This window comes from Pedobacter sp. ok626 (assembly GCF_900100435.1).
Taxonomy (GTDB): Bacteria; Bacteroidota; Bacteroidia; order Sphingobacteriales; family Sphingobacteriaceae; genus Pedobacter.
Genome location: NZ_FNEX01000009.1, coordinates 69,771 through 92,136 on the forward strand (window position 1 = coordinate 69,771; position 22,366 = coordinate 92,136).

Genomic DNA, 22,366 nt, shown 5'->3' on the forward strand with positions numbered 1-22,366 from the left:
TTACCACTGAATTTGCTGATCCTGGTCTGGTATAAGCGTATTCAGGTCACGTTGCATAGATAAAGTACCTTCTACCTTATATTTCAATCGCTGTCCTGGTACAGTTGTATAATCCTCAAACTCGTAGGACAGATAAAGGGTAATATATATGTGTTTCATATAGGGAAGTTTCGCATCCATTTCTTCGTCAATTGTATAATAAGACTGGGACGTCCCTAGCTTAAACTTATTATTTACCACATTGTCACTCCAAACTTCCAGCTTTTTCTTCCGATTCTGAATATCTATGTTCTCATCAGTAAACTTCATCAGTATCTTGTAATTCTTACGGTCCAAATAATCAATATCCCGGGTCCCGGCGTATAGAAATATCGTTTTGTCATCCGCTACATACGTGCGATGTTTGTTCAGTGTTAACGGCTCCGTATCACCATCAAGAAAGATCTTGTATAAGGTACCACCATACTCGCCCGAGTAATTGTTAAATGGCATAACACGCAACATTGCTCTACGGAAACTTTTGTTCGGATTTGCTTTGTAGTCATAAGATGGATCATCTAAAATCTGCAAGGGTAACACCCATTTGTCAGATTGATCCAGATCACTCATTGTAAAATCTATAGGTAATGAGATTGTACTAACGCCCTCTGGAATTGTGATTGTGGCAGGAAGATTATAATATTTTCGATCTAATTGTCTAAAATACAATTCCTGACGGTGGCCATATTGCTCCTGGTTTAGTCTCGCAAGTGTATCAGGATCCAAACCGATATGTATGGTCCGGGATTTATTATTTGGAGTAGACCCACTCATTATAATTGGAAGATTGTATCGCACTACGCCGTTAGCATTGTAACGTAAATAACTCCATGTCACCCCTTGACTACCTGGTATGGCTTTAAACGATGCCATTTGGGTAAATTGCTCATCTTCCCATTCATTTTTACATGAAATAAAGCAGCTTGCTGTTGTTAATATCAAAAACAATATATATAATTTCTTTTTCATTGTCGCTAATTAAAATAAACTATTCAGGATTTGTCCAGCCCGGATTCTGTACTAAAAATTTGTTACGTCTGAGTTCATCAAAATGAATTGGCCAGAACCACATTTTTAGGGTAAATATTGAAGGCAAGGAAGGGGTTTCAACTGGAGTATGGAAGAGGTCTGCCTGCGCTTTGGTCGCATAAGCATTATATCCATAAACGGGGGCAGATTCCTCGCCTGGAGCATCTGTCCAGCGACGCAAATCAAAATATCGGTGTCCCTCGGCAAATAACTCAATCTGACGTTCTCTTTTTAGTTTAATACGGAATTTTGTCGCATCAGCATACACATCATTTGCATAGTCTGCTAATCCTGCTCTGATTCGAATGGGCTGAATCCCTCTTTTTATTTCCCCAATATTCCGAGCCACAGTATGCGTTGTCTTACCGTCCCAGGAAGGGATAGAATATGATCCGTTCAATTCATTTAAAGCCTCCGCATAAATCAGCAGGATCTCTGCATATCGGATTGCCGGGTCAACTTTATCTTTCATTCGACTCTGGTCAACCGGAGTAAGTATCGTATTACTGATGTCGTCAGGGTGCACATACTTTTTAATCCCGATCCCTGTACGAGTCCAGTACGTGGTATTTTTATAGCCATTGGGATCCCCACGGTAATAAAACACCTGCACATTAGGTTTTTCATCTTTCGTCACTTCTGCGTTCAGCAAATTCCAGGTCGAACCATTGTAGGAAACTGAAGCATAAAAGCGAGGCTCACGCTTTGCAAATTGTTTACTTACACCAGCAGCCAATGCACCCAACTCCGGATAATTTGCCGATTCAGCGGTCTGTACAAAACCTGCCGCACGCTGCTGTGTATTATACCGATCTTGATAACCAGGTCTTCCAGCATACATGCTATTCATTCCAGGGATATCAGTACCGTCGTTCATATAATAAGCATCAGCCTGTTTTAACGTCATACCATGAGAATTATAGCCTTTTCCTTCCAGCCTGGGTAACTGGTGTACTACCATATTGCCAATAGATTCGCTACCCTGATTTCTCCCACGTGTAAAAATAAGTTCGCGATTTTCAGAAGCGGAAACGGCTCCGTTGAATACAGATCGATACGATTCAAATGGGTCAATATCCTTCCAACCGGCAGGCCAGTTGCTGTTTGAAAAGTTATTGTCTGAAGGAGGTGTAACAGTTGCCGGATAAGCGATATCGCCAACAGTCTTCTTATAAGCCACGAACAATTGATATTGTCCAAGGTCTATAACATCCTTTGCAGCTGCAGCGGCCCTGGCCCATTTGGATTCATCATAAGTTGGCGACAGTAGGGGCTTTTTATCTTTATTCACCATTAATGCGGCAACCTCAGCAGGTGCTTTACCATTGGCTAATGGGCTAGCGGCATACAACAATACCTTAGCCCGTAGGGCCAATGCAGCCCCACGTGTAGGTCGGGCAAGCTGCTGCACCCCATTTTGAAGTGGAAGTCCTTTCGCGGCTTCAACAAGCTCATTCGAAATATAATCTGCGCATTCTGCATAAGTATTTCTTGCCTGCGCGATTTCATCATACTCTTTGGTATAGTCAATACCTTCGTCTGGAATAATCGGCACTGGACCATAGGTACGGAGAAGAATCCAATAAAAGTAAGCTCTTAAAAAACGAGCCTGGCCTTTTAGATCTGCCATTTCCTGAGCAGTAAACTGTTTATTGATATCAATATTATTCAGGAAAATTGAGGCTTGTCTGATTCCCTGATACCCAGTTACCCAGATCGTTTTGCTTTCTCCATCCAGACCACTCTCAGTATATTGTCCATTTTTCCAACGTTTATATTCATCGTTTTCATCGCCATAAAACATATCATCAGCGAAATTAAAAGGTATCACCTTTTTACTGGCCACATCTTGCATCACGTTGGTCCCCAAAAAATAATACGCGCGTGCCAACCACCTGTTTGCATAGTCGGAATTGGAAAATACATCCTCCGTAGTCATTCGTTCATCGAACAGATAATCCGAATCCAGGTATTTTTTACACCCGCTAATTGTCAAAACTAATGTAGCGAAGACTAAAATTATAGCTATTTTTTTCATATTTCTTTTCTTATAAACTGACAGATAATCCCAATGAAAATGTTCTGCTCAGCGGATAAACTTTTCCATCTGGATTTCCTAACTCCGGATCCCACAACTTAAATTTCGAGAATGTATACAGATTGGTGCCGACAAAAAATATACGGGCGCTGCTTATCCGGGCCCTATTCACCAATGATTTCGGGATCTGATAGCCAACATCGAGTGTTTTCAAACGCATATACGATCCGTCCTTAAGCCAAAATGAAGATCTTTGATAGTTGTTGCTGTTATTTCCGTAAGTCAATCTTGGATATTCGGCATTCGGATCCTCATTTGTACCTAGAATCCAGCGGTTACTGTTCGCGAGCGAAGTCAGTACATTCCCCCATCCATCTCCACCTGAAAACATAAAAACTGAGCTGCCACTGATGAAATAACTTGATTTGCCTACGCCTTGAAAATGCATGTTGATGTCCAACCCTTTCCAGCGGGCAGAAAGACCAAATCCATAGGTTAAATTTGGTTTCGTTGTTGCGCCGATTACGACAAAATCCGTCCCATCTACCTTACCATCACCATTTACATCTTTGTATTTGATGTCGCCTGGCATAACCGCACCAAAGGTTTGTTGCGGGCTATTTCTGATGTCGTCATAATCTTTGAACAAACCTAGAGAAATCAATCCTCTCGCTTGATCAATGCGATGCCCTTCTTGTAGTCTATATTTATAAATTGTATTTTCTTCATCGCGTTCATTGATCTCATTTTTACTGTAGGTTACATTTGCGCGGAAAGTTAGATCCACATTAAAAAGCTTCTGAGTGACCGCAATATTTCCATCGAATCCACGAACATTTACAATACCTACGTTGGCCGAAGGATCACTTTCTATTCCAGCGAATCCTGGAAGATATTCACGTTTCATGTAAATCCCTTCCCGATGTTCACTAAACAAGTCAAAAGCACCATTAACCTTATCTCCAAAAAAGGAATAATCGAATCCAAGATCCTGTTTAGTCGCAATCTCCCAGGTAACGTTTGGAGATGCTATAGAAGAGTAACGGATTCCATCCCATGAATTACTACTTTCATAACCACCGAAATTATATCCTCCACCAGTCATTTGCTCAATGTCATACAGATAAGGGAATCTAATTTCTCTACCTGCATTATCCTTGCCCATATTATCATTCCCTGCCTTTCCATACGAATAACGCACTTTAAACATATCTACCCATCCCAAATTTTTAAGGAAAGGCTCCTCGCCAATATTCCAGGCACCTGAAATGGCTGGAAAGAATCCGAATCGGTAATCTTTATGAAAATTCTCTGAACCTGTATAACCGAAGTTAAAATCGATATAATACCGATGATTCCAATTGTAATTTACGCGGCCTGCAAGACCCTGGTTCCGGCGAGCTATTCCATTTTTAAGGTCTGAACCAATATTCTGCGTAAATACTTTAGACGATTGTGTATATTTTGCAACCGCACCAAAATGGTGGTTTCCGATATCTTTATTATATAAGAGATCCCATTCAAAGAAGTCCCGGCGATCGCCGTCCGAACCAGAAGTTTGGGTCATTTTTTGTTCTTCGGCTACCCGCGTGAACACCAATGTCCCATCTGCGTTACGATAACGTGCGGCATTCCACAATTCGGGACGCTTAAATCGTTTAACGTAATTGTCATTATTGGTATCATATCCATACCTTCCAATGAACCTAAGTCCATTAGTGATAAAATCCAGTTTCTGTTCTAAGTTTAACGTAGTCTGAATATTATTTGTCCAGCTTTCGTTGTATCCGGTCATTGTTCCCTGTACCCAAGGATTGAGGTTATCATCTTTTCCTGTCCATGAGGGGATTTTCCCATTCGAATATTGCATCGGCATCATGATGGGATTATATCCCATGAGTGTAGTCCAAATGGCTTTTGTTCCGACACCTGGATCATTCTGCTGCCTCAAGGACCCGGAAACCCCCACCTTTAGCAGCGTAGATTTCGTGATGTCCATATCGACATTTAAGCGATAGGTATACTTTTTAAAATTGGTATTGGTATTATAATCGCCAATTGCCTCATCCACTTTGTACATTCCCTGTTGATTCTGATACCCTCCAGATACAAAATAACGTGCTGTTTTTCCACCCCCGCTTAGATTCAATATACTACGCTGGCTCTTTGCTCCGTCACGAAGCAAAACATCCATCCAGTCAACATTAGGAAAGAGATCAGGATCCAGCCCAAGACGTAGTATCTCCATTTCTGAAGCAGAATAAAGTGGTTGCAGATTTCGGGTAGTCTTAGCTTCGTTAGCGAGTGACGCATAGGTGTATCCATCCGCAAAATCAGGGAGTTTAGTGGCGGTATTGTAAAATCCTTCTATCTTCGCATTGATCTCTACTTTACCTTCTTTACCCCTTTTTGTGGTGATCAAAATCACCCCATTCGCACCTCTGCTACCATAAATCGCTGTTGCCGAAGCATCTTTCAAAACTGAAAATGAGGCTACATCTTCCACATTGATTTCATTCATATCGCGTTCAAAGCCATCTATCAATACCAATGCAGAATTGTTTGCCCCAAATGTAGATATACTCCTGATCCAGAATTCCGACACACTGCCGGGTCTGCCTGAGCTTTGCATGGCCTGGATACCAGGCACAACGCCCGCTAAGGCATCTGCCATAGAAGTTGAGGGATTTGACTTTAATCGTTCCACATCTACCGTTGTGATCGCACCTGTTACAGCAATCCTTTTCTCCACCCCAGTAGCGGTAACGACAACTTCATTAAGCTTACTGTCGTCATTTTCTTTCATTGTGACGTTGATGGTACGCTGGTCTTTCACCAATACCTCTTTTTTCTGATATCCAATATAGCTGAAGATCAAAGTTTGAAAAGGTCGCATTTTTATGCTGTATTTTCCATCGGTCACAGTAGTGGTTCCCAATCCGGGCATATTGCTGACAGCTATACTTACACCTATAAGGGGTAAATTTTGCTCGTCGAGGACAACTCCTTTCACGGTTATCTCTTCCTGGGCCCGAACGTTAAAGAACATCCCAAACAAGATCAAGCATGTTAGTAAAATAAATTTCATCGTTTATATTTGAGTGTTAGTTTTCTATTCTTCTTTTGCTATTTTGCGAATCAGCCAATTACCGGCGTCACCGATATAAAAACATTTCTTAAGCTCATCATAAGCAATTGCTTGCGGACTATTGAAACGAGCCTCAGTACGCAAATCACCGTTAGCATAGCCATTTGTACCATTATTTCCACGTCCGGCGAATGTACCCACTCTTCCCTGTGGCGTGAGCGTACGGATAGCATGATTACTCTTGTCGCAGAAATAAAAATCATACTGATCTCCTCCCGCGGCTTGATAATCCGGATTTTTCACGAATACACCCTGGACAGGATTGTTCAGACGAGCATTTGTACCTATTCCGTCTGCATAGCCTGCAGTACCGGCCTCCCCACAAACTGTGTATGGAATTTTAAAGGTTTTGTTAACCCGATCGTAGTCGGTACGCATGATGTAATGCTTTTCATACTCCAGTAGATAAGCATAATCCCCTGTGGGATGCATGACCATGTAAATGGCAACACCACTATATGGATTTGTAAATACCAGTTTATCCTCCTTGGTATTAAAGTCGTACCTTCGAACATCCCCGGCTCTGAATCTGGAATAATACAATTCTCCATTTTGCGGATGAATTAATGTTCCTCGCACTCCACGGGAGTACACTTCAATAGCTTGCTTCTGAACAAAGTTTGATTGCCTGCTAAATATATAGTTCCCGTATTTGGTATCACTGGCATGGTTGTGCGAAACAAGCATATCCTGATTGCCATCAAGCTTCCAGGTCATCACAGATGCATCGTCAAGACCAGTTCTAAAATAACTTACATATTTATTTTCGAAATCAATCAACCGACTACTATTGGTACCAGCTGTAAAATAAAGATGGTTGGGATTTTTAGGATCAAAAGATAACCACTGTATACCTTTAAATGCTCCACAGTCTTCAAACGGACCTTCTTTTTCCTGAAAAGCGGAACCAACTTCGTAATACTTCCCGAGAAATGTCGAGACCAGCCATTTCCTAGTATAGGACAGCACCTCTTTGGCTGTGGCATTGGCGATCTCATTATTGTCACCGTCAACAACAGATACCTTAATATCTCCGTCGTAAGCTTGCGTCGGAATGAGGCAATACAGGCTGTTATTTTTTACACCTACTACTACGGCGGTTTTTCCACCAATCATAACTTTGATCTTGGATAGATCACTACCAAAATTTTCCCCATAAATAACCAGATTGTTTCCTGCTCCCCCTTCTTTAGGATAGAAATCTGAGACAGTCATGGGTTTTGACGGATCATAGCCATCTTCTTTCTTTACTTCAGCGTTTTTACAATGCGTAAAGCAAAGAACAATCAATCCTAGCAGTATCCTATGGATATGCCAACGCCTGATGTTAACCAAGTCGGTTATCATTAAGAGATGTAAATTTTTATTCATACAATGCTTGTTTTACTGCAATTGCCGTAAGTACTATCGACGGAAGAGCGCATGCAGTTGGTTTATATTTGGTTGATTAACAATCAAATTAACCGATTACGGTTTATATAATTTGTTCAACTTTTTGTCGAATTATCTCAAATTCCGATCGCCTCTGAATATACTTCTACCGCTGAACGGGTAATCTAATTTTAATATGGTCCTATGGAGAAACGTCGAAATCGCTATCCGAGAAAAATATATCAAGCGTTTTTTCACCTAAGCCATAACTCATCATTTTTGTAGAATATGATGTATTGTGTGTCAAATTATTAGTGCACTTAGCATGGACAGAAATACTTCCACCTGAAGATCCGATCCCCATCATTAAATTTTTGCCAACACCCACGGAATTGGGGCTTTTATCTCTGAAATTCTGAGTAAGCCCCCCAGTTAGATTTTCTATTTCATAGGAAAATGAATAACCAGTTACGGTAGGTAAATAAACGGACACTAAAATTTGACCGTCGGTCACATTATCCGGGTCGGACTCTGTCCAACCACCACCAGACGTTTGCTGAGGTTGCGGTCTGCCAAAACCCCAGTAATTGTAATAAGAAGGTGCAGTAGATCCATATTCTGAACTCCATGGTGAAACTAAGCTACGATCATAAATTTCGTAAGCATCGAAATCAGGGGTTAATGTTAGAAAGTCTTTATGAATTACCCTGATTCTTACTCTAATTTGAGCTCCGAAGTCACAATAAGGGAAAGCATATGCAGGTATGTCTTCAAAGACATCAGTGTATCGTATTCCGGTTAAGCCATAACCTGGTGTATCACCATATATATAACGCCATGGCTCAGTGTCGTAATATCTCCACTGGATTTGCATCTTGTAATCTGCGGCTAAATGCGGATAATCTGGCCCATCGCTCGGAAAACCATGCCAGTAAAAATGAACATAATAACTATAATTATTACCAAGTTTAGAGTCAGGGGCATCGCCTACATATAAATAATTAGGGTCTGATGGTTGATAGGGGCCTGTTCCTTCCCGATCTTGTATCCAAGCTATAGGAGATGGTGTTGGATTCCAGGGATCTGGTGTAAGCATCATTTGATTAGCTTTCCTCGGATTCTCTGCGCTTTTATTTTCAAAATCATTTTTGTTGCATGAGCAACACATGAATAACATTAATACAGCACATCCAGTTGATATTTTTTTTATACCCCATTTGACTTGGCTATATATGACGACCTTATAAAGAACTGCCGTAATAAATAAGAGATGTAAATTTTTATTCATACAATGCTTGTTTTACTGCAATTAGCGTCAGTACTGTCGTCTGAAGAGCGCATGCAGTTGGTTTATATTTGGTTGATTAACAATCAAATTAACCGATTACGGTTTATATAATTTGTTCAACTTTTTGTCGAATTATCTCAATTTAATGGGATCAGAAAAATAGAATTCAACCTAAAAAAGACGAACAATAGGCAGCAAAAAAAAGGAACCTTTTGGGTTCCCTTTCTACGATTAAATCGTAAGCGTTATTTATAATTGCTTTATTTTGTGGAAAATGCATATACCGAATGGCTTTCATACACTTGTCCAGGCTTTAAAGTTGTTGATGGGAACTTAGCTTGATTTGGACTATCTGGGAAGTGTTGTGTTTCAAGACAAAATGCGGTCCTGAAATCATCCATTCCCTTACGTAATCTGTTTTTGCTTTGCATAAAATTACCCCCATAAAATTGAAGGCCAGGCTCGGTGGTATAAACCCGCATCACAATCCCAGTTTTTTCTCCTTCAACTTCAGCTGCCAGCACATCCAGACCAGAAGCATTCAATACATAATTATGATCGTAGCCCTTTCCAAAACGGAGTTGTTCATTGTTAAGATCCACTCGCTTGCCAATGGCAGTTGAAGTGCTAAAGTCAAATGGTGTATCCTTTACCGCCTCCAACTTCCCGTTGGGTATTAAAGTCGAATCTACTGGAGTATAAGCCGCTGCATCGATTCTCAACAAATGGTTATTAATGGTCCCTGAACCTTCGCCGTTTAAATTAAAGAAAGCATGATTGGTCAGGTTAACTACCGTTGTCTGGTCAGTTACTGCATGGTAATCTAGTTTCAAACGGTTGTCAGCGGTTAGCGTATATGTCACCCTGGCCTGGAGATTACCTGGAAAACCTTGCTCGCCGTCTACAGAACGATAGCTAAGAACCAACACTGAATCCCCCTGCTTTACTGCGTCCCATACTTTGTATTGAAAGCCATCTTTTCCCCCATGCAAAGTATTCGGACCATTGTTCACCGACAACTGGTAATCCTTTCCCTCAAGTGAAAACCTTCCGCCCGCTATCCGGTTTCCATAGCGACCAATAGATGCCCCAAAATAGGGTTCAGTACTGTTGATATAACCAGCCAGACTATCAAATCCAATCACTACACTGGTTAAATCACCTTTTTGATCAGGTACCAATAGTGAAACTAGCCTGCCACCATAATTAGTTATAGCAGCAGACATACCTGCAGCATTTTTTAAAACATATAATTCGACTGGTTTCCCTGCTACCATCTGCTTAAAATTCTCTTGCTTAGGCAATAAATCTTCATTGGGTTTGTTGTTCTGGGAACAACCAGCGGCAAGCAGAACCAGGCAACAACTCAGTTTAAATATTTCTTTTCTCATGGTAATCAAATCACTTATCATTTTTTATTTAGCCGGATTAGCTTTATTGTATTTTACCATTTCGGCACCAGCCATAATTACCGGACCAATACCATGTACATCATTGTAAGGAACTGGCCTATTGTAATAAAAACTCACCGCATCCGAGATACCTGTACCGATACAGATGTCAAATATCCCACCCTGCTGATCTACTTTTGAGGCTACACCTTTCCAACCTTCTTTAGCAATGCTGATGTAAGATTTAGGTATCCATCCCTCGTTTACGGCTTTGGCTACTGCATAGGTAAACATAGCGGTAGCTGAAGTCTCAAGATAGGAGTCCTTTTTATCCAATACCTGATTCCATAGTCCAGATACATCCTGGTAACGCGCAAAACCAACGATTTGGCGCAAAAGCAAATCAATCAAATGTTTACGTTTCGGATGCTCGGCAGGTAGTGCTGCAATCAAATCCGTTTGTGCTAAAGCAAGCCATCCATTACAACGGCCCCAACGAGCTACCCCCTGCTTGTTTACATCTGTATAATAGCAGTGAATAAAGAGACCGCTGGCACTATCATATAGATAATTGTTAAAATTATCCACCTGCATAATGGCATCATCAAAATATTGCTGATCACCGGTAATTTTTCCCATGCGTGCAAGTAGAGGAACACTCATATATAGATCATCTGCCCATAAGGTCATCTTTCTTGGGCCAGGGCGCACAAGTGTCCGATCTGCCAATCTCACTTGTTTAGTGCTAACATAATCCGTTGCGCGTTTTAGATATGCCGTATAATCGGCACGTTTTGCGGTCAAATTCACATCGGCTAAACCGGCGGCCAATGCCCCGCAGGCATCAAGTTCGTTCATTGCAAAAAGCGGCGACCACTCCGTCCTCACATTTTCCTTATAAAGTTTTTCAAAGTAAGCGCTGTTGCTGAATACAAAATCATAGTTACGTGCAGCATAATCAGCATACTTGGCTTCACCGGTAACGTTGCTTAACTGTACCATGCTTACGGCCAATACACCCATAGGGTAATACCATTTATTGTAAGGACTTTCGGCTCTAAGGTCCGGCATACTTTCCAGCCCTTTAGTTGAGGGATACTTAACACCCGTTTTTAAATTTTTAAACTGATATGATGTATTATCGATAACATTATTGGCTACGCGACGTATCACATCTTCGGGCTTACTACTAGGTTGAGCTTGACTAAAAAGCGTGTAAATAGTTAAAAGAATTAATAGTGTGTTTTTTTTCATATTTTCATTTGTTTGTTGTGTAATATTCTATTGAGGTTTAACGGGCTTATATATGGCTACGCCAACTCTCGAATCGGCGCAACCATAATAGAGAAACCATTTATTCTTAAACCAGGCCATACCTTCAATAAATACGGTGCCGTCGCGGTATTGCCCACTTTTTTCAAAGGATTCCATAGGTCTAAAGAAAGGAACATCAAGACGGGCCAATAACTTGGTTGGATCAGCTTTATCAAACAGCATTTGACCCGCACAGTAAGCACCTCCGTTATATCGCTTATCACCTCGGTCACCAGCATTGTTTCTACCATTATAAAGTAGAACAATTCCCTTTTCAGTCATTATTGCCGGCGGACCACATTCGGTCATATCGCTATCAAAAAAGCCTCTTCGTGGTGATGCCAGTTTCAATAATTCTCCCTGCGCATCTACCAGCGGTTTCCAGTCCACAAGATTTGACGAGGTTGCAGCATATACATGCCTTTCACCCCAATACATGAAATATTGCCCATTGGATTTAACGATAACTTGTTTAGCTCCTTTAACCTGCGTTAAAATGGAAGCAGATTTTGTAGCGATGTTAAGAAATTTCCCTTCATAAGCATCCTGAAATATTGGGCCATGTTTTGTCCAATTGATCAAGTCTTTTGAAGTTGCAGCGCCCAATCTTGGTATCTTTCGGTTCCATTGCGTATACAGCATGAGGTAAGTTCCATCTTCAGTTACTGCGATTCGAGGATCTTCACATCCGCCAGGCCATTCAAATTCTTTTTGATCATCATGATCAGGATAAAGAACAGGTTCAGTTTTACGCTTAAAATTCAGGCCATCCTTACTAACGGCATAACCAAGTCTCGAGGTACGGCTGCCAATCTTAATCCCGCTTTTGTCCTCTGATCGATAAAGGACCACTACTTTTCCATCTTTAACTGCAGATCCAGGATTAAAGGTGTCGTTGGCTTGCCAATGAATTTTAGAATTGGTCATTGGATCCAAGAACATCGTGTTTGAATCTGCAGAGATTATAGGATTGGCACCTTTTGGCCTCACAAAGCCGCCCATTGCCCAATCGGGAAGTTCATTTTTATCTTGGGCTGAGCTACTGATATTAGTACCAAATGCCAATATCAGGCTTAGGAATAGAAAATGTCTTGTTCTCATATTTTATTATTCACCTACAGGAACAGTAATATCTACCCCGGTTGCTGTGGCTACACCGAAATTCGGTGAACCATCAAGGTTCCAGCTAATCTTCTGCATTCTTGGGCTTCTGGCTCCGTTCGTAACATTAGGGACACTTCTCGCATGGTATATAAACCAATTTTCTTTTTTGACTACCCCATTCGGATCAGTATAACTACTGGTAAAAAAGCCGTTGTGCCCTGGCCCGTATACCGCATTGACATCATTTCTTACGAAAACCTGTTTCTTATTGATCCAGTCGGCAGCGACTGTAGGATCGCCCCCACTTTTCAATTGTATTTGTCCCAGACAATAATCGTCGCTACTATAGCGACTGGCAGAATAGATAATAAATACCGGACTGCTGGCGTCTCTCTGCAACATAATCGGTCCTTCGTTCACACCCGCACCTATAGAACTGGGTTCATGTTTCTCCCAGGTATTTGTTGGTGATGATATTTTGATTCTTGGCCCACTGATGGTCCATGGATCTGACATTGTAGCCAGATAAAGGTATTGCTTATACCTGCTGGCAGTGCTTTCCCATCCAGACCAGATAAAATAATTGGTTGATCCTATTGTCAGTACCGAACCATCAATAGCCCACTGATCGCTGGAATCAAATATCTTCCCCTTAAAGGTCCAGGTTCCAGTCATCGGGTCTGCATTGGCATTTTCTAATACATACATACGGTGGGTATCTCCGGTACCATCATTAGCGGCAAAATAGATGTACCATTTTCCAGAAAGAAAGTGTAGTTCTGGCGCCCATATGTTAGAAGAATATGCTGTCCCAGTGGGTGGAGTCCAGACTACGCTTTCAGTAGCCGTGGAGAGCAAAGACATGGAAGTGGTTTTCCTAAGACCAATCTTATTCCCCCTGGTGTACATGAAATAATAATAACCGTCCTTTTCTGCGACATATGGATCTGGCCTGCTGGCTTCAATCAGAGGATTTTGAAAGTTGACGTTATGGAAATTGAACAGGTCTTGTGTACCTGAGATGGTACTCTTTTGCCTTATTTTTGTTCCGGGCGTGTTGTTTTCAGGATCTACCACCATTTTCATCCCCGTAGCTTTATTAGTCAGTGAAAATATGTTGTTGCTGCCAGTATAGGCAATGGACCAGCTTTGCGCATCAGTCCCGGAATCGGTAGCCTGCTGCAAAATGTCACCTGAAGTTGAGGAGGGTGATTCCAGGCACTTATTGCTCGTTACATTGACTAATTTATAGTAGGTAGCATCAATTTTAAGCAATTTCCATTTCTGGCCATTATTGGGAAACCAGGGCCACTGCTGAATCTTTGCATTTTCAGCGCTGGAATTACCTGTTACCTCTACCACTGGTCCACCGGAAACGTTGGAGGACACACCTCTGATACGATAAGTGGCCCCATCAATCAGCGTCCCCAATGGCGGAGCAGCGGCAATGACCATATCCATTTTCTTCACAGCCATTTCATCGCCGTCAATCGCAACATTTGATACTTCTTTTTGACAAGCTGCCAGTAATAATAGAATCGTGGCAGTCAGTTTAGTGAAAGATTTAATTCTCATAAATGAAATTCTATATACTGCATAGGCACATTCATTTGCCAGAAAAAAGACAATCCGCAGTACGGTTTATAATTGGTTAATTCTTTCAAAGAAAAGGAATGGAGACTGTAATATCTGTTCATCTTTTTGTCGATTTGTCTCAAAACGACAATCTCACACTTCATGGAAAGCATATTATATATATATTTATAGTTGACCAAACCAAACTATGCGCGCCATACTTTCATTTGCTTTTTTTCAAGTGATGCTATTTTTTGCAGTTTTTACCTGCGAGGGTCAATCTTATTATTTTAAACATTATCAGGCTGATGATGGCTTAGCACATAATTCTGTAACCTCAATCATTCAGGATAGGAAGGGCTTAATATGGATCGGTACCCGCGGTGGGTTAAATCGCTTTGATGGTTACAGCTTTAAAACCTACAAAAACGAAAAAAACAAATTTGGCAATATTGGAAATAACCTTATAACCACGATTATCCAGGATAAAAACGGTATGCTATGGATCGGTACAGGCGCCGGAATCTTTAAATATGATCCTTATAAGGAAGTTTTTACGCCACTTGAAATCGCACCGCAAATTTACATCAACCAAATTTTAATTGATGATCAAAACAACTTATTCTTTATAGCAGAAAGAAACCTATACCAATACATCCAAAAAGAAAATAGAGTCCTGGACTTGAAAATGCAGGCCTCCTGCTTAGCTATCGATAGCAACATGAATTTGAGGATCGGCAATGATGATGGCCTGATAATTACCTATAATCTCCGGAACAAAATAAGGAGCAGTGTTAGAATCATTGATCAAAACGTCCCAGGAAATTTACGGTCTATCAGCAAAATATTCCCTATTAGGGATAGTGAACTGTTAGTGGGCTGCTTTAAACAAGGCTTAAAAAGTTACAATACTAAAACCGGATTAATCAAGTCTCTTCCCCTATTTAGCAAAGATAATACCGATATATATGTACGAGATATTACCGCTGGCAGCAATCAGGAATATTGGGTGGCTACCGAATCCGGCATTTTTATTTACAATTTAGCAACCAATACCAGCCGCAACTTACGCAAACGGGCAGGCGATCCATATTCTATTTCAGATAACGCGGTTTACACGATATGCCGGGATAACCAGGGCGGGATGTGGGCTGGTACCTTTTTTGGAGGATTAAATTACTACTCAAAGGAGAATGCAAGATTCGAAAAATATTACCCCCTACTCGGTACCAACTCCATTTCAGGCAGCGCAGTACGGGAGATATGTTCAGACAATAAGGGCAACCTCTGGATTGGAACTGAAGATGCCGGCTTTAATAAGTTCAACTTAAAAACCAGAAGGTTTACCAATTATACTTCAACTGGAAAAAAAGGAGATGTTTCCTATCCTAATATACATGGATTACTAGCTTTAGATAATCAATTGTTCATAGGACCATTTTTACATGGGATGGAAATAATGGATATGAACACCGGCTTAATAAAGGAGCGTTTTAAGCTCATTGGCGATAAAGGTGACCAAGTTAGTGATTTTGTGCTGTCCATCTATCTTACAAAGGATAGCACCTTACTTATTGGGACAGCTTATAATGGCTCTGGCTTATTTACCTATGATAGGAAGCGCAAAACATTTACTCGTATCCAACAAATCCCTTATAACTCGTATGTTTTTGATATTAAAGAAGATGAAAAAGGGAATATCTGGACCGGTAGCGTAACACAGGGAGCATTTTATTACCATCCTAAAACTGGCAAACGTGGCAACATCCGCTTTGGAGATAAGATCAAAGACAAAATCGTAAACGAGTTTCCTGTCTATGGTATATTGGAAGACAGTGATCATGCGATGTGGTTTACTACCGAGGGCGGCGGCATGATCCGGTTAAGTCCAGACAGGAAGACTTTAAAAAAATTCACTACCGATAACGGCCTGCCCAGTAATGTCCTGTTCCGAATGTTGGAAGATGACTCCAAACATCTCTGGATTAGTTCACTCAAAGGTTTGATCTGTTTTGATATGCGTACGGAACAAAGCAAAATTTATACACAATCCAACGGATTAATTACCGATCAGTTCAATTTCAGCTCAGCCTATAAAGATGGCAATGGCAAAATGTATTTCGGATCTGTTAAAGGAATGATTGCTTTTGACCCAAAAGAATTTGGACAAAAAGATACCAGATCCTCAACTTACATAACAGGCTTCCAGATCAACAATAAAGAGATCATTCCCGGAATGGACAATAGTCCACTCCACAAATCCATTCTATATACGGATACCATCGTACTTGCACACGACCAAAATAATTTCAGTATAGAGTTTGCAGCCCTAAATTACTCCTCACCAGAGGTTACTCGATACGAATACCTAATGGAGGGCCTCGATAAAAACAGGACATACCTTAGCAGTAACCGCAAAGCCTATTTTACCGACCTATCAGCTGGCAACTATACATTTATAGTTCGGGCCAAAAGCAATATAGGCAGTTGGACAGGTAAAGAGCGGCTTCTTTTTATTAAAATCCGCCCTCCCTTTTGGAAAAGTTACCCCGCTTATTTCTGCTACTTGCTTATATTAGCGATCAGCTTGTTCTGGTTAATACGTTATTATCATCGTTATCTGGAACGTAGGAATCAGAATAAGCTGCAGCTATTTGAACACGAGAAGGAAAAAGAGATTTACCAGGCCAAGATTGAGTTTTTTACCAATATCGCCCATGAGATACAAACTCCGTTGACCCTGATCTTAGGTCCGGTTGAGCGGATGATTAAAAAGACAGCGGAACAAGAGGCTATTAAAAAAAGCCTGCTGATGGTCGAAAAAAATGCCAAACGTTTAGCTGAACTAACCAGTCAGCTCCTTGATTTTCGTAAAACTGAAATGAACCAATTTGGCTTAAATTTTGTCAATACGGACGTAAGTCGTTTGTTAAACGAACAAATTGCAGTGTTTAGGCCAGAAGCCGAAAAAAATAATATTTCATTACATATCGACCTCCCAAAAAGTCATGTTATCGTCTTCGCCGATCCAGAGGCTTTGGTAAAGATCTGCAGTAACCTGATCTCAAACGCCATCAAATATGCAACAAGTACAGCCAGGGTGAGCTTAGCCCCTGTTCAACCCACAGACGAGCAATTTATCATTAGGTTTAGTAACGATGGTAAGGGTATACCTGATGAGTTCAAGGATAAAATATTTGAACCATTTTTTAGATTGCATAGCAAAGATAAACCAGGCACTGGGATTGGCCTTCCACTAGCCAAATCCTTGACAGAATTACACAATGGCTCGCTAAAATTAGTATCGTGCAGCACGGATAGAGTAATTTTCGAATTAACTTTACCTGTACGTCAAAAGTTTGAATTTAAATTAAGTAGTTGGAAAAAGATAAAACAAGTATGACCGACAATGTTCTAATTATAGATGACAACGAGGATATCTTAGAATTTTTATCAGAAGTTCTGGGCGACACTTACAAATTGCATTTGGCCGAAAATGGCGAAATCGCACAAAATATTTTAAATACCGAAGTCGTAGACCTGATTGTATCAGACATTATGATGCCCGGAATAGACGGTTTCGAGGTTTGTCGGCTGGTAAAATCAAATGTTGAATATTGTCACATCCCAGTCGTGCTGCTGACGGCCAAAAATACCTATCAGGCTCATATTGAGAGCCTGGAGGTTGGTGCGGATCTTTATATTCAAAAACCCTTTTCTCCTGAGTTGTTGCAGCTGCAAATAGCCAATTTGCTGAAAAATCGTTTAAATATAAAAACCCATTTCGCAAGCTCGCCCTTCGAAGATGTCCGTGTAATGGCGCATTCAAAAACCGACGAAGCCTTTCTAAAAAAGTTGGATGAGTACATCCGTAAAAACATTAAAGATCCTAATATTGATATTGATCAGCTTGCTGATCATATGAACATGAGTCGACCTACCTTTTATCGCAAAATAAAATCTCTTTCCTCCTTATCCCCAAAGGAGCTGATCGACATTACCCGCCTTAAAAAGGCCACGCGACTAATTGCGCAAAACGAATTCACCTTGTTCGAGATCGCTAAAGCAGTGGGTTACAGCAGTCAAAGCCACTTTAACAAAAATTTCCAGAAATATTTTAATGTTACTCCTCTTGAATACATCAATTCGTTGAGTAAAGCAATCAACACTTAAAAATGAACAAACTGACTTTGCTATTCCTCCTTTTCTTTGGGGCCTCTGCAAACGCACAAATCAACACTGAAAAGACATTCACAAACCCCATTCTGCCAGCCGGAGCCGATCCCTGGGTGATCTTCAACAAGGGCTATTATTATTACACGCAGACAACCGGGAAAGATCTAGCCATTTGGAAATCTAAAAGTATGGTTGATTTGCGCAATACATCTCGCAAAGTGATATGGATCCCGCCCACAGGTAAGTCCTATTCCAAACAATTATGGGCACCTGAATTACATTACATTCAACAAAAATGGTATATGTATTTTTCAGCTGATGATGGTGATAATAAGCATCACCGACTTTATGTAATTGAAAATAGTTCAGAGGATCCTACTGAGGGTAAATGGGTATTCAAAGGTCAAATCACCGACCCAAGCAATAAATGGGCGATTGACGGCAATCTATTTGAGCATACAGGAAACTTATATATGATGTGGTCGGGATGGGAAGGAAACGAGAATGGACAACAGAACATCTATATTGCTAAAATGAAAAATCCATGGACGATCACCGGGAACCGGGTAAAAATTTCGGGATCTGATTACGACTGGGAAAAATACGGGGATTTGGGTAAGCATAACAACCCGCCTCATGTAAATGTAAACGAGGGACCACAGTTTCTTACTAGAGGTAAAAAGATGTTTGTCATTTATTCTGCAAGTGGATGCTGGACGGATTACTATGCGCTGGGGATGCTGACTGCTAATATTGATGCAGATCCGATGAAAGCTTCAAGCTGGATCAAATCAGCCCAACCAGTATTTAAGTCATCGGCAGAAAATGGAGTTTATGCTACCGGACACAATTCTTTTTTCAAATCAGCCGATGGAAAACAAGACTGGATACTCTACCATGCCAATTCTGCGCCAGGACAAGGTTGCGGCGGCAAACGCTCACCGAGAATGCAACGCTTTACCTGGAATGGCGATGGAACCCCGAATTTCGGGATTCCTTTGGCAACCAATGTACAAATTCCTGTGCCTTCCACGAGCAAATAGAAGCCTTGTTACCAGAAATTATTATTTAGCGTCGGTCACTTTCTTGATGACGTCAGTTTCTTCCTTTTTATAAGGAGTTCCATCTGCTCTAAAAATTTCATGAAACCACAGCGCAGGTTCCCCACCACCAGCCATTGGCGTATCCCAGGCATATTTTGTATTGGTTTTCCCATCCACAAAACCCCAGTTTATGGCAGCTACATTGTGTTTTTTAAGTACAGGTAAAGAGTTAACAAAAGTGCTGTTACGTGTACGGGCCATATATTCGGTACAGATCAATGGTTTTCCGTACAACTTAAACAATTCAATGGTACGTGAATGCAGTTCGGGATTATCATAGCAATGGTATGAAATCACATCAGAATTGGCCAGCTGAAACCTGTTTAATCCATTAAACTGTTCTCCCCAGTTCCAAAGGCCAGCAGTTATCGGCTGCTCAGGATTGACTTCACGGGCCCAGGTAAATATCTTGCTCAGTAAAGTCATACTAGAACCAACTTTGCCGCTATTTCCCGGTTCATTGTAAAGATCCCATAACAATATCCGTTTGTCGTGCGAAAAGGACTTTAGGACATCTTTTACGTAAATCTCCAAAGCCGGATAGTTTGCGGGCTCTTTGTAAGCTGGATCTCCAGGATCTTGCATCCAGCCAGAATTGTGTATCCCTATCTTTTTCTCTGGCTGTTTGCCAACTTTTGGCACTTTATTCCAGCAATCATCAAAAAACACGAACATCGGCTTTATATGATGTTTATCTGCAATTGACAGAAACTCGTTAATCCGTACTTTAAAGCCCTTCGGATCCGCTTTATAAGCCAGACTATGCAAAAATACCCGCATGGTCTTCATCCCGATACCTTCTGCCCAACCCAGTTCTTTATCTATAGTGGCCGGATCAAAAGTATCTGCCTGCCACATTTCCAATTGATTTATGGCATTTGCTGGTATATAGTTAGCGCCAACCAGATAAGGTTGTTTTTTATACCAGTCATTGGCTTTTGCGGCCGACCATACTTTTTCTGGAGCAATTGTTTTCACTTGAGCAAAAGAGCCGACATTAAAAGTTAAGCCCGTGATGATTAGAAGAAAGATTTTAATTTTCATGCAGATTTATTTGGTTGTTTCTACCAAAGTAAACCAATCCATCTTACAAAAACTATTCATTTTTTAGTCGATTTGTCTCAGTTTTTCGACTCCCAGCCGAACTTCTAATTATTTTTCAATTCAAAACTTTTAAAAACTCCTTTTTCTGAGGGTTGACCTTTAACAACAATGCCTGCCCTATACCCCATTCCCCAGGGGACATATTTGGCTGCGTTAAATTCCAGGCTATGAAACTTCAACCAGTCGGATGCAGCATTCTTATAAAACAGGTCTATTAACTTCCCACCCTTACTAATTTTCATTCTTAATTTTCTTGAGCCCGACAATGATTCATTTGATTGCTTAAGCACAGTATATTTTCCATCTAAATTGCTGAAAACAGCATACCCATTTTTAGAGGCCGTAATGCCAATCCCGCCCAACTCACCCGGCCATTTACTTTTCGCGATCGCTCCTCCCAACGAGATTCCTGTTAATGCAGTACCAGTTTCAACTTCAGCAATGATGTCGAAATCTACTGATTTAATGTATTGCCCAAGGAAAGTGCCCAAGTCATGATTATCCACTGAAGCATTCAGTCTCAGGCCATTTTTAAAAATCATTGCTGGCCTTTCTAGTTTTGAGGGCCATTGCCAAACCAGATTTAGCTTTTTATCTTTTTGAAAATCATCGAAAAAATCAAGGTCTGCTTTTGGCCGGTTCGCTACTGTTGCATTATGAAGCACTGGCCACCCGTCGGCTCCCTGCTTTAGTTCTTCGATGATACCTTCGCGACCGACAAAGACATCATAGTTTTTATTAAAGGCGTGGTACAGCATGAACAACCTATTGTCGGACGACTGAACCACAGTACCATGACCAGGACATTTCCACCTGTCATTGCCGACCATAATTGGGTTTTTATCGTATTTCTCCCAGACTCCACTTGCCAGACTTTTGGTTCTGGCTATGCCTGTTTTATAATTACACTTGAAATCGCAGCAGCCACCAACTGAATAAAGGCTATAGATGTACGCTCCCATTTTAAAAAAGCAAGAACCTTCTACCAGGGCCGTTTCCCATGGTTGACTGTTTGTATAGGTCTTCTTTTTTTTACCTAATAATTTTGTACGACTTTCATTGATTTCCTGCATCCATATCCAGCTTTCTTTCCCACAACCATTGCCATCGTTTTTCCAGAAGGCATAGATTTTACCACCGTCTTGTAATTCAAAAGCATCTATAGCACCACAATCCTCTTCTATGATCACAGGACCATTATCATTAAATTTTCCAGATTCAATTTGATCCGCATCTATCCAGGCAACACCACACTGCAAGCCAGGATTCCCTTTTACTTCGCGATTATGAGCAGTATAGTAAGCATAAATGCGATTTTGTTTCGCATCATAAGCCAGCTCTGATGCCCAAAAATTATTTTCCCCCCATTGATTCTTCATGTCTTTGAAGCCGTTTGGAAATACATGATTCACTAATTTCCAATCCTTGAGGTTGGTCGATTTGTAAATGGTGAAATAGGGTGCCCATTCGTTAGTTGTAGAGCTGGCATAATAGACTTGTCCCACTCTTATGATGGAAGGATCAGGATTATCGCCTGGTAAAGCCGGATTAACAAAGGGTGTATCAATAGGGATGTCTGTCGTTCTTGAGGCCTCCTTTTTATTAATGCCGCAAGAAAGCAACGTTAAACCCAATAATAGATAGAAGGTTGCGTAGTTCAATCTGTAATTTCTCATAGTTTTTTAA

Annotated in this window: 14 protein-coding genes; 3 read left to right on the forward strand and 11 right to left on the reverse strand. The window is 40.9% G+C overall.

Annotated elements, in window-relative coordinates:
• From BLS35_RS14020 to BLS35_RS14060, 9 genes are all read right to left on the reverse strand, one after another.
• Complete coding sequence (locus BLS35_RS14020; RefSeq protein ID WP_090782056.1) at window positions 1–1,008, reverse strand: DUF4973 domain-containing protein; 1,008 nt, start codon at window positions 1,006–1,008, stop codon at window positions 1–3.
• Window positions 1,009–1,027: 19 nt separating this feature from the next.
• Complete coding sequence (locus tag BLS35_RS14025) at window positions 1,028–3,106, reverse strand: RagB/SusD family nutrient uptake outer membrane protein (RefSeq protein WP_090782058.1); 2,079 nt, start codon at window positions 3,104–3,106, stop codon at window positions 1,028–1,030.
• A gap of 10 nt (window positions 3,107–3,116) precedes the next feature.
• Window positions 3,117–6,194, reverse strand: coding sequence for a SusC/RagA family TonB-linked outer membrane protein (locus BLS35_RS14030; RefSeq protein ID WP_090782060.1), 3,078 nt, complete (start codon window positions 6,192–6,194; stop codon window positions 3,117–3,119).
• 24 nt (window positions 6,195–6,218) lie between these two features.
• Complete coding sequence (locus BLS35_RS14035; protein WP_254778879.1) at window positions 6,219–7,625, reverse strand: IPT/TIG domain-containing protein; 1,407 nt, start codon at window positions 7,623–7,625, stop codon at window positions 6,219–6,221.
• A 202-nt stretch (window positions 7,626–7,827) separates the two neighbouring features.
• Window positions 7,828–8,724 carry a hypothetical protein gene (locus tag BLS35_RS14040; protein ID WP_132226059.1) on the reverse strand — a complete coding sequence of 299 codons (897 nt, stop codon included), beginning with the start codon at window positions 8,722–8,724 and terminating at the stop codon, window positions 7,828–7,830.
• A 449-nt stretch (window positions 8,725–9,173) separates the two neighbouring features.
• Window positions 9,174–10,304, reverse strand: coding sequence for an aldose epimerase family protein (locus BLS35_RS14045; protein ID WP_090782066.1), 1,131 nt, complete (start codon window positions 10,302–10,304; stop codon window positions 9,174–9,176).
• A 24-nt stretch (window positions 10,305–10,328) separates the two neighbouring features.
• Window positions 10,329–11,558 (reverse strand): glycoside hydrolase family 88/105 protein, encoded by a 1,230-nt coding sequence (locus BLS35_RS14050; RefSeq protein ID WP_090782068.1) that lies wholly within the window; start codon window positions 11,556–11,558, stop codon window positions 10,329–10,331.
• A 27-nt stretch (window positions 11,559–11,585) separates the two neighbouring features.
• Window positions 11,586–12,719, reverse strand: coding sequence for a glycoside hydrolase family 130 protein (locus tag BLS35_RS14055; protein WP_090782070.1), 1,134 nt, complete (start codon window positions 12,717–12,719; stop codon window positions 11,586–11,588).
• 6 nt (window positions 12,720–12,725) lie between these two features.
• On the reverse strand, window positions 12,726–14,297 hold the full coding sequence (locus BLS35_RS14060; RefSeq protein WP_090782072.1) for a family 43 glycosylhydrolase: 1,572 nt from the start codon (window positions 14,295–14,297) through the stop codon (window positions 12,726–12,728).
• A gap of 208 nt (window positions 14,298–14,505) precedes the next feature.
• On the opposite strand from BLS35_RS14060, the gene BLS35_RS14065 reads away from it, so the two are divergent.
• Genes BLS35_RS14065 through BLS35_RS14075 form a run of 3 tightly spaced genes read left to right on the forward strand, consistent with a single transcriptional unit; the run spans window position 14,506 to window position 19,516 of the window.
• Complete coding sequence (locus BLS35_RS14065) at window positions 14,506–17,700, forward strand: sensor histidine kinase (RefSeq protein ID WP_090782073.1); 3,195 nt, start codon at window positions 14,506–14,508, stop codon at window positions 17,698–17,700.
• Window positions 17,676–18,470 carry a response regulator transcription factor gene (locus BLS35_RS14070; RefSeq protein ID WP_254778881.1) on the forward strand — a complete coding sequence of 265 codons (795 nt, stop codon included), beginning with the start codon at window positions 17,676–17,678 and terminating at the stop codon, window positions 18,468–18,470. The genes BLS35_RS14065 and BLS35_RS14070 overlap by 25 nt, the downstream gene beginning before the upstream one ends.
• Before the next feature lie 2 nt (window positions 18,471–18,472).
• Window positions 18,473–19,516 carry a glycoside hydrolase family 43 protein gene (locus BLS35_RS14075; RefSeq protein ID WP_090782074.1) on the forward strand — a complete coding sequence of 348 codons (1,044 nt, stop codon included), beginning with the start codon at window positions 18,473–18,475 and terminating at the stop codon, window positions 19,514–19,516.
• A gap of 21 nt (window positions 19,517–19,537) precedes the next feature.
• On the opposite strand, the gene BLS35_RS14080 is transcribed toward BLS35_RS14075, so the two are convergent.
• Window positions 19,538–20,620, reverse strand: coding sequence for a glycoside hydrolase 5 family protein (locus tag BLS35_RS14080; protein ID WP_207909167.1), 1,083 nt, complete (start codon window positions 20,618–20,620; stop codon window positions 19,538–19,540).
• Window positions 20,621–20,724: 104 nt separating this feature from the next.
• Complete coding sequence (locus tag BLS35_RS14085) at window positions 20,725–22,356, reverse strand: glycoside hydrolase family 43 protein (protein WP_090782077.1); 1,632 nt, start codon at window positions 22,354–22,356, stop codon at window positions 20,725–20,727.
• Between the last annotated feature and the right edge of the window lie 10 nt (window positions 22,357–22,366).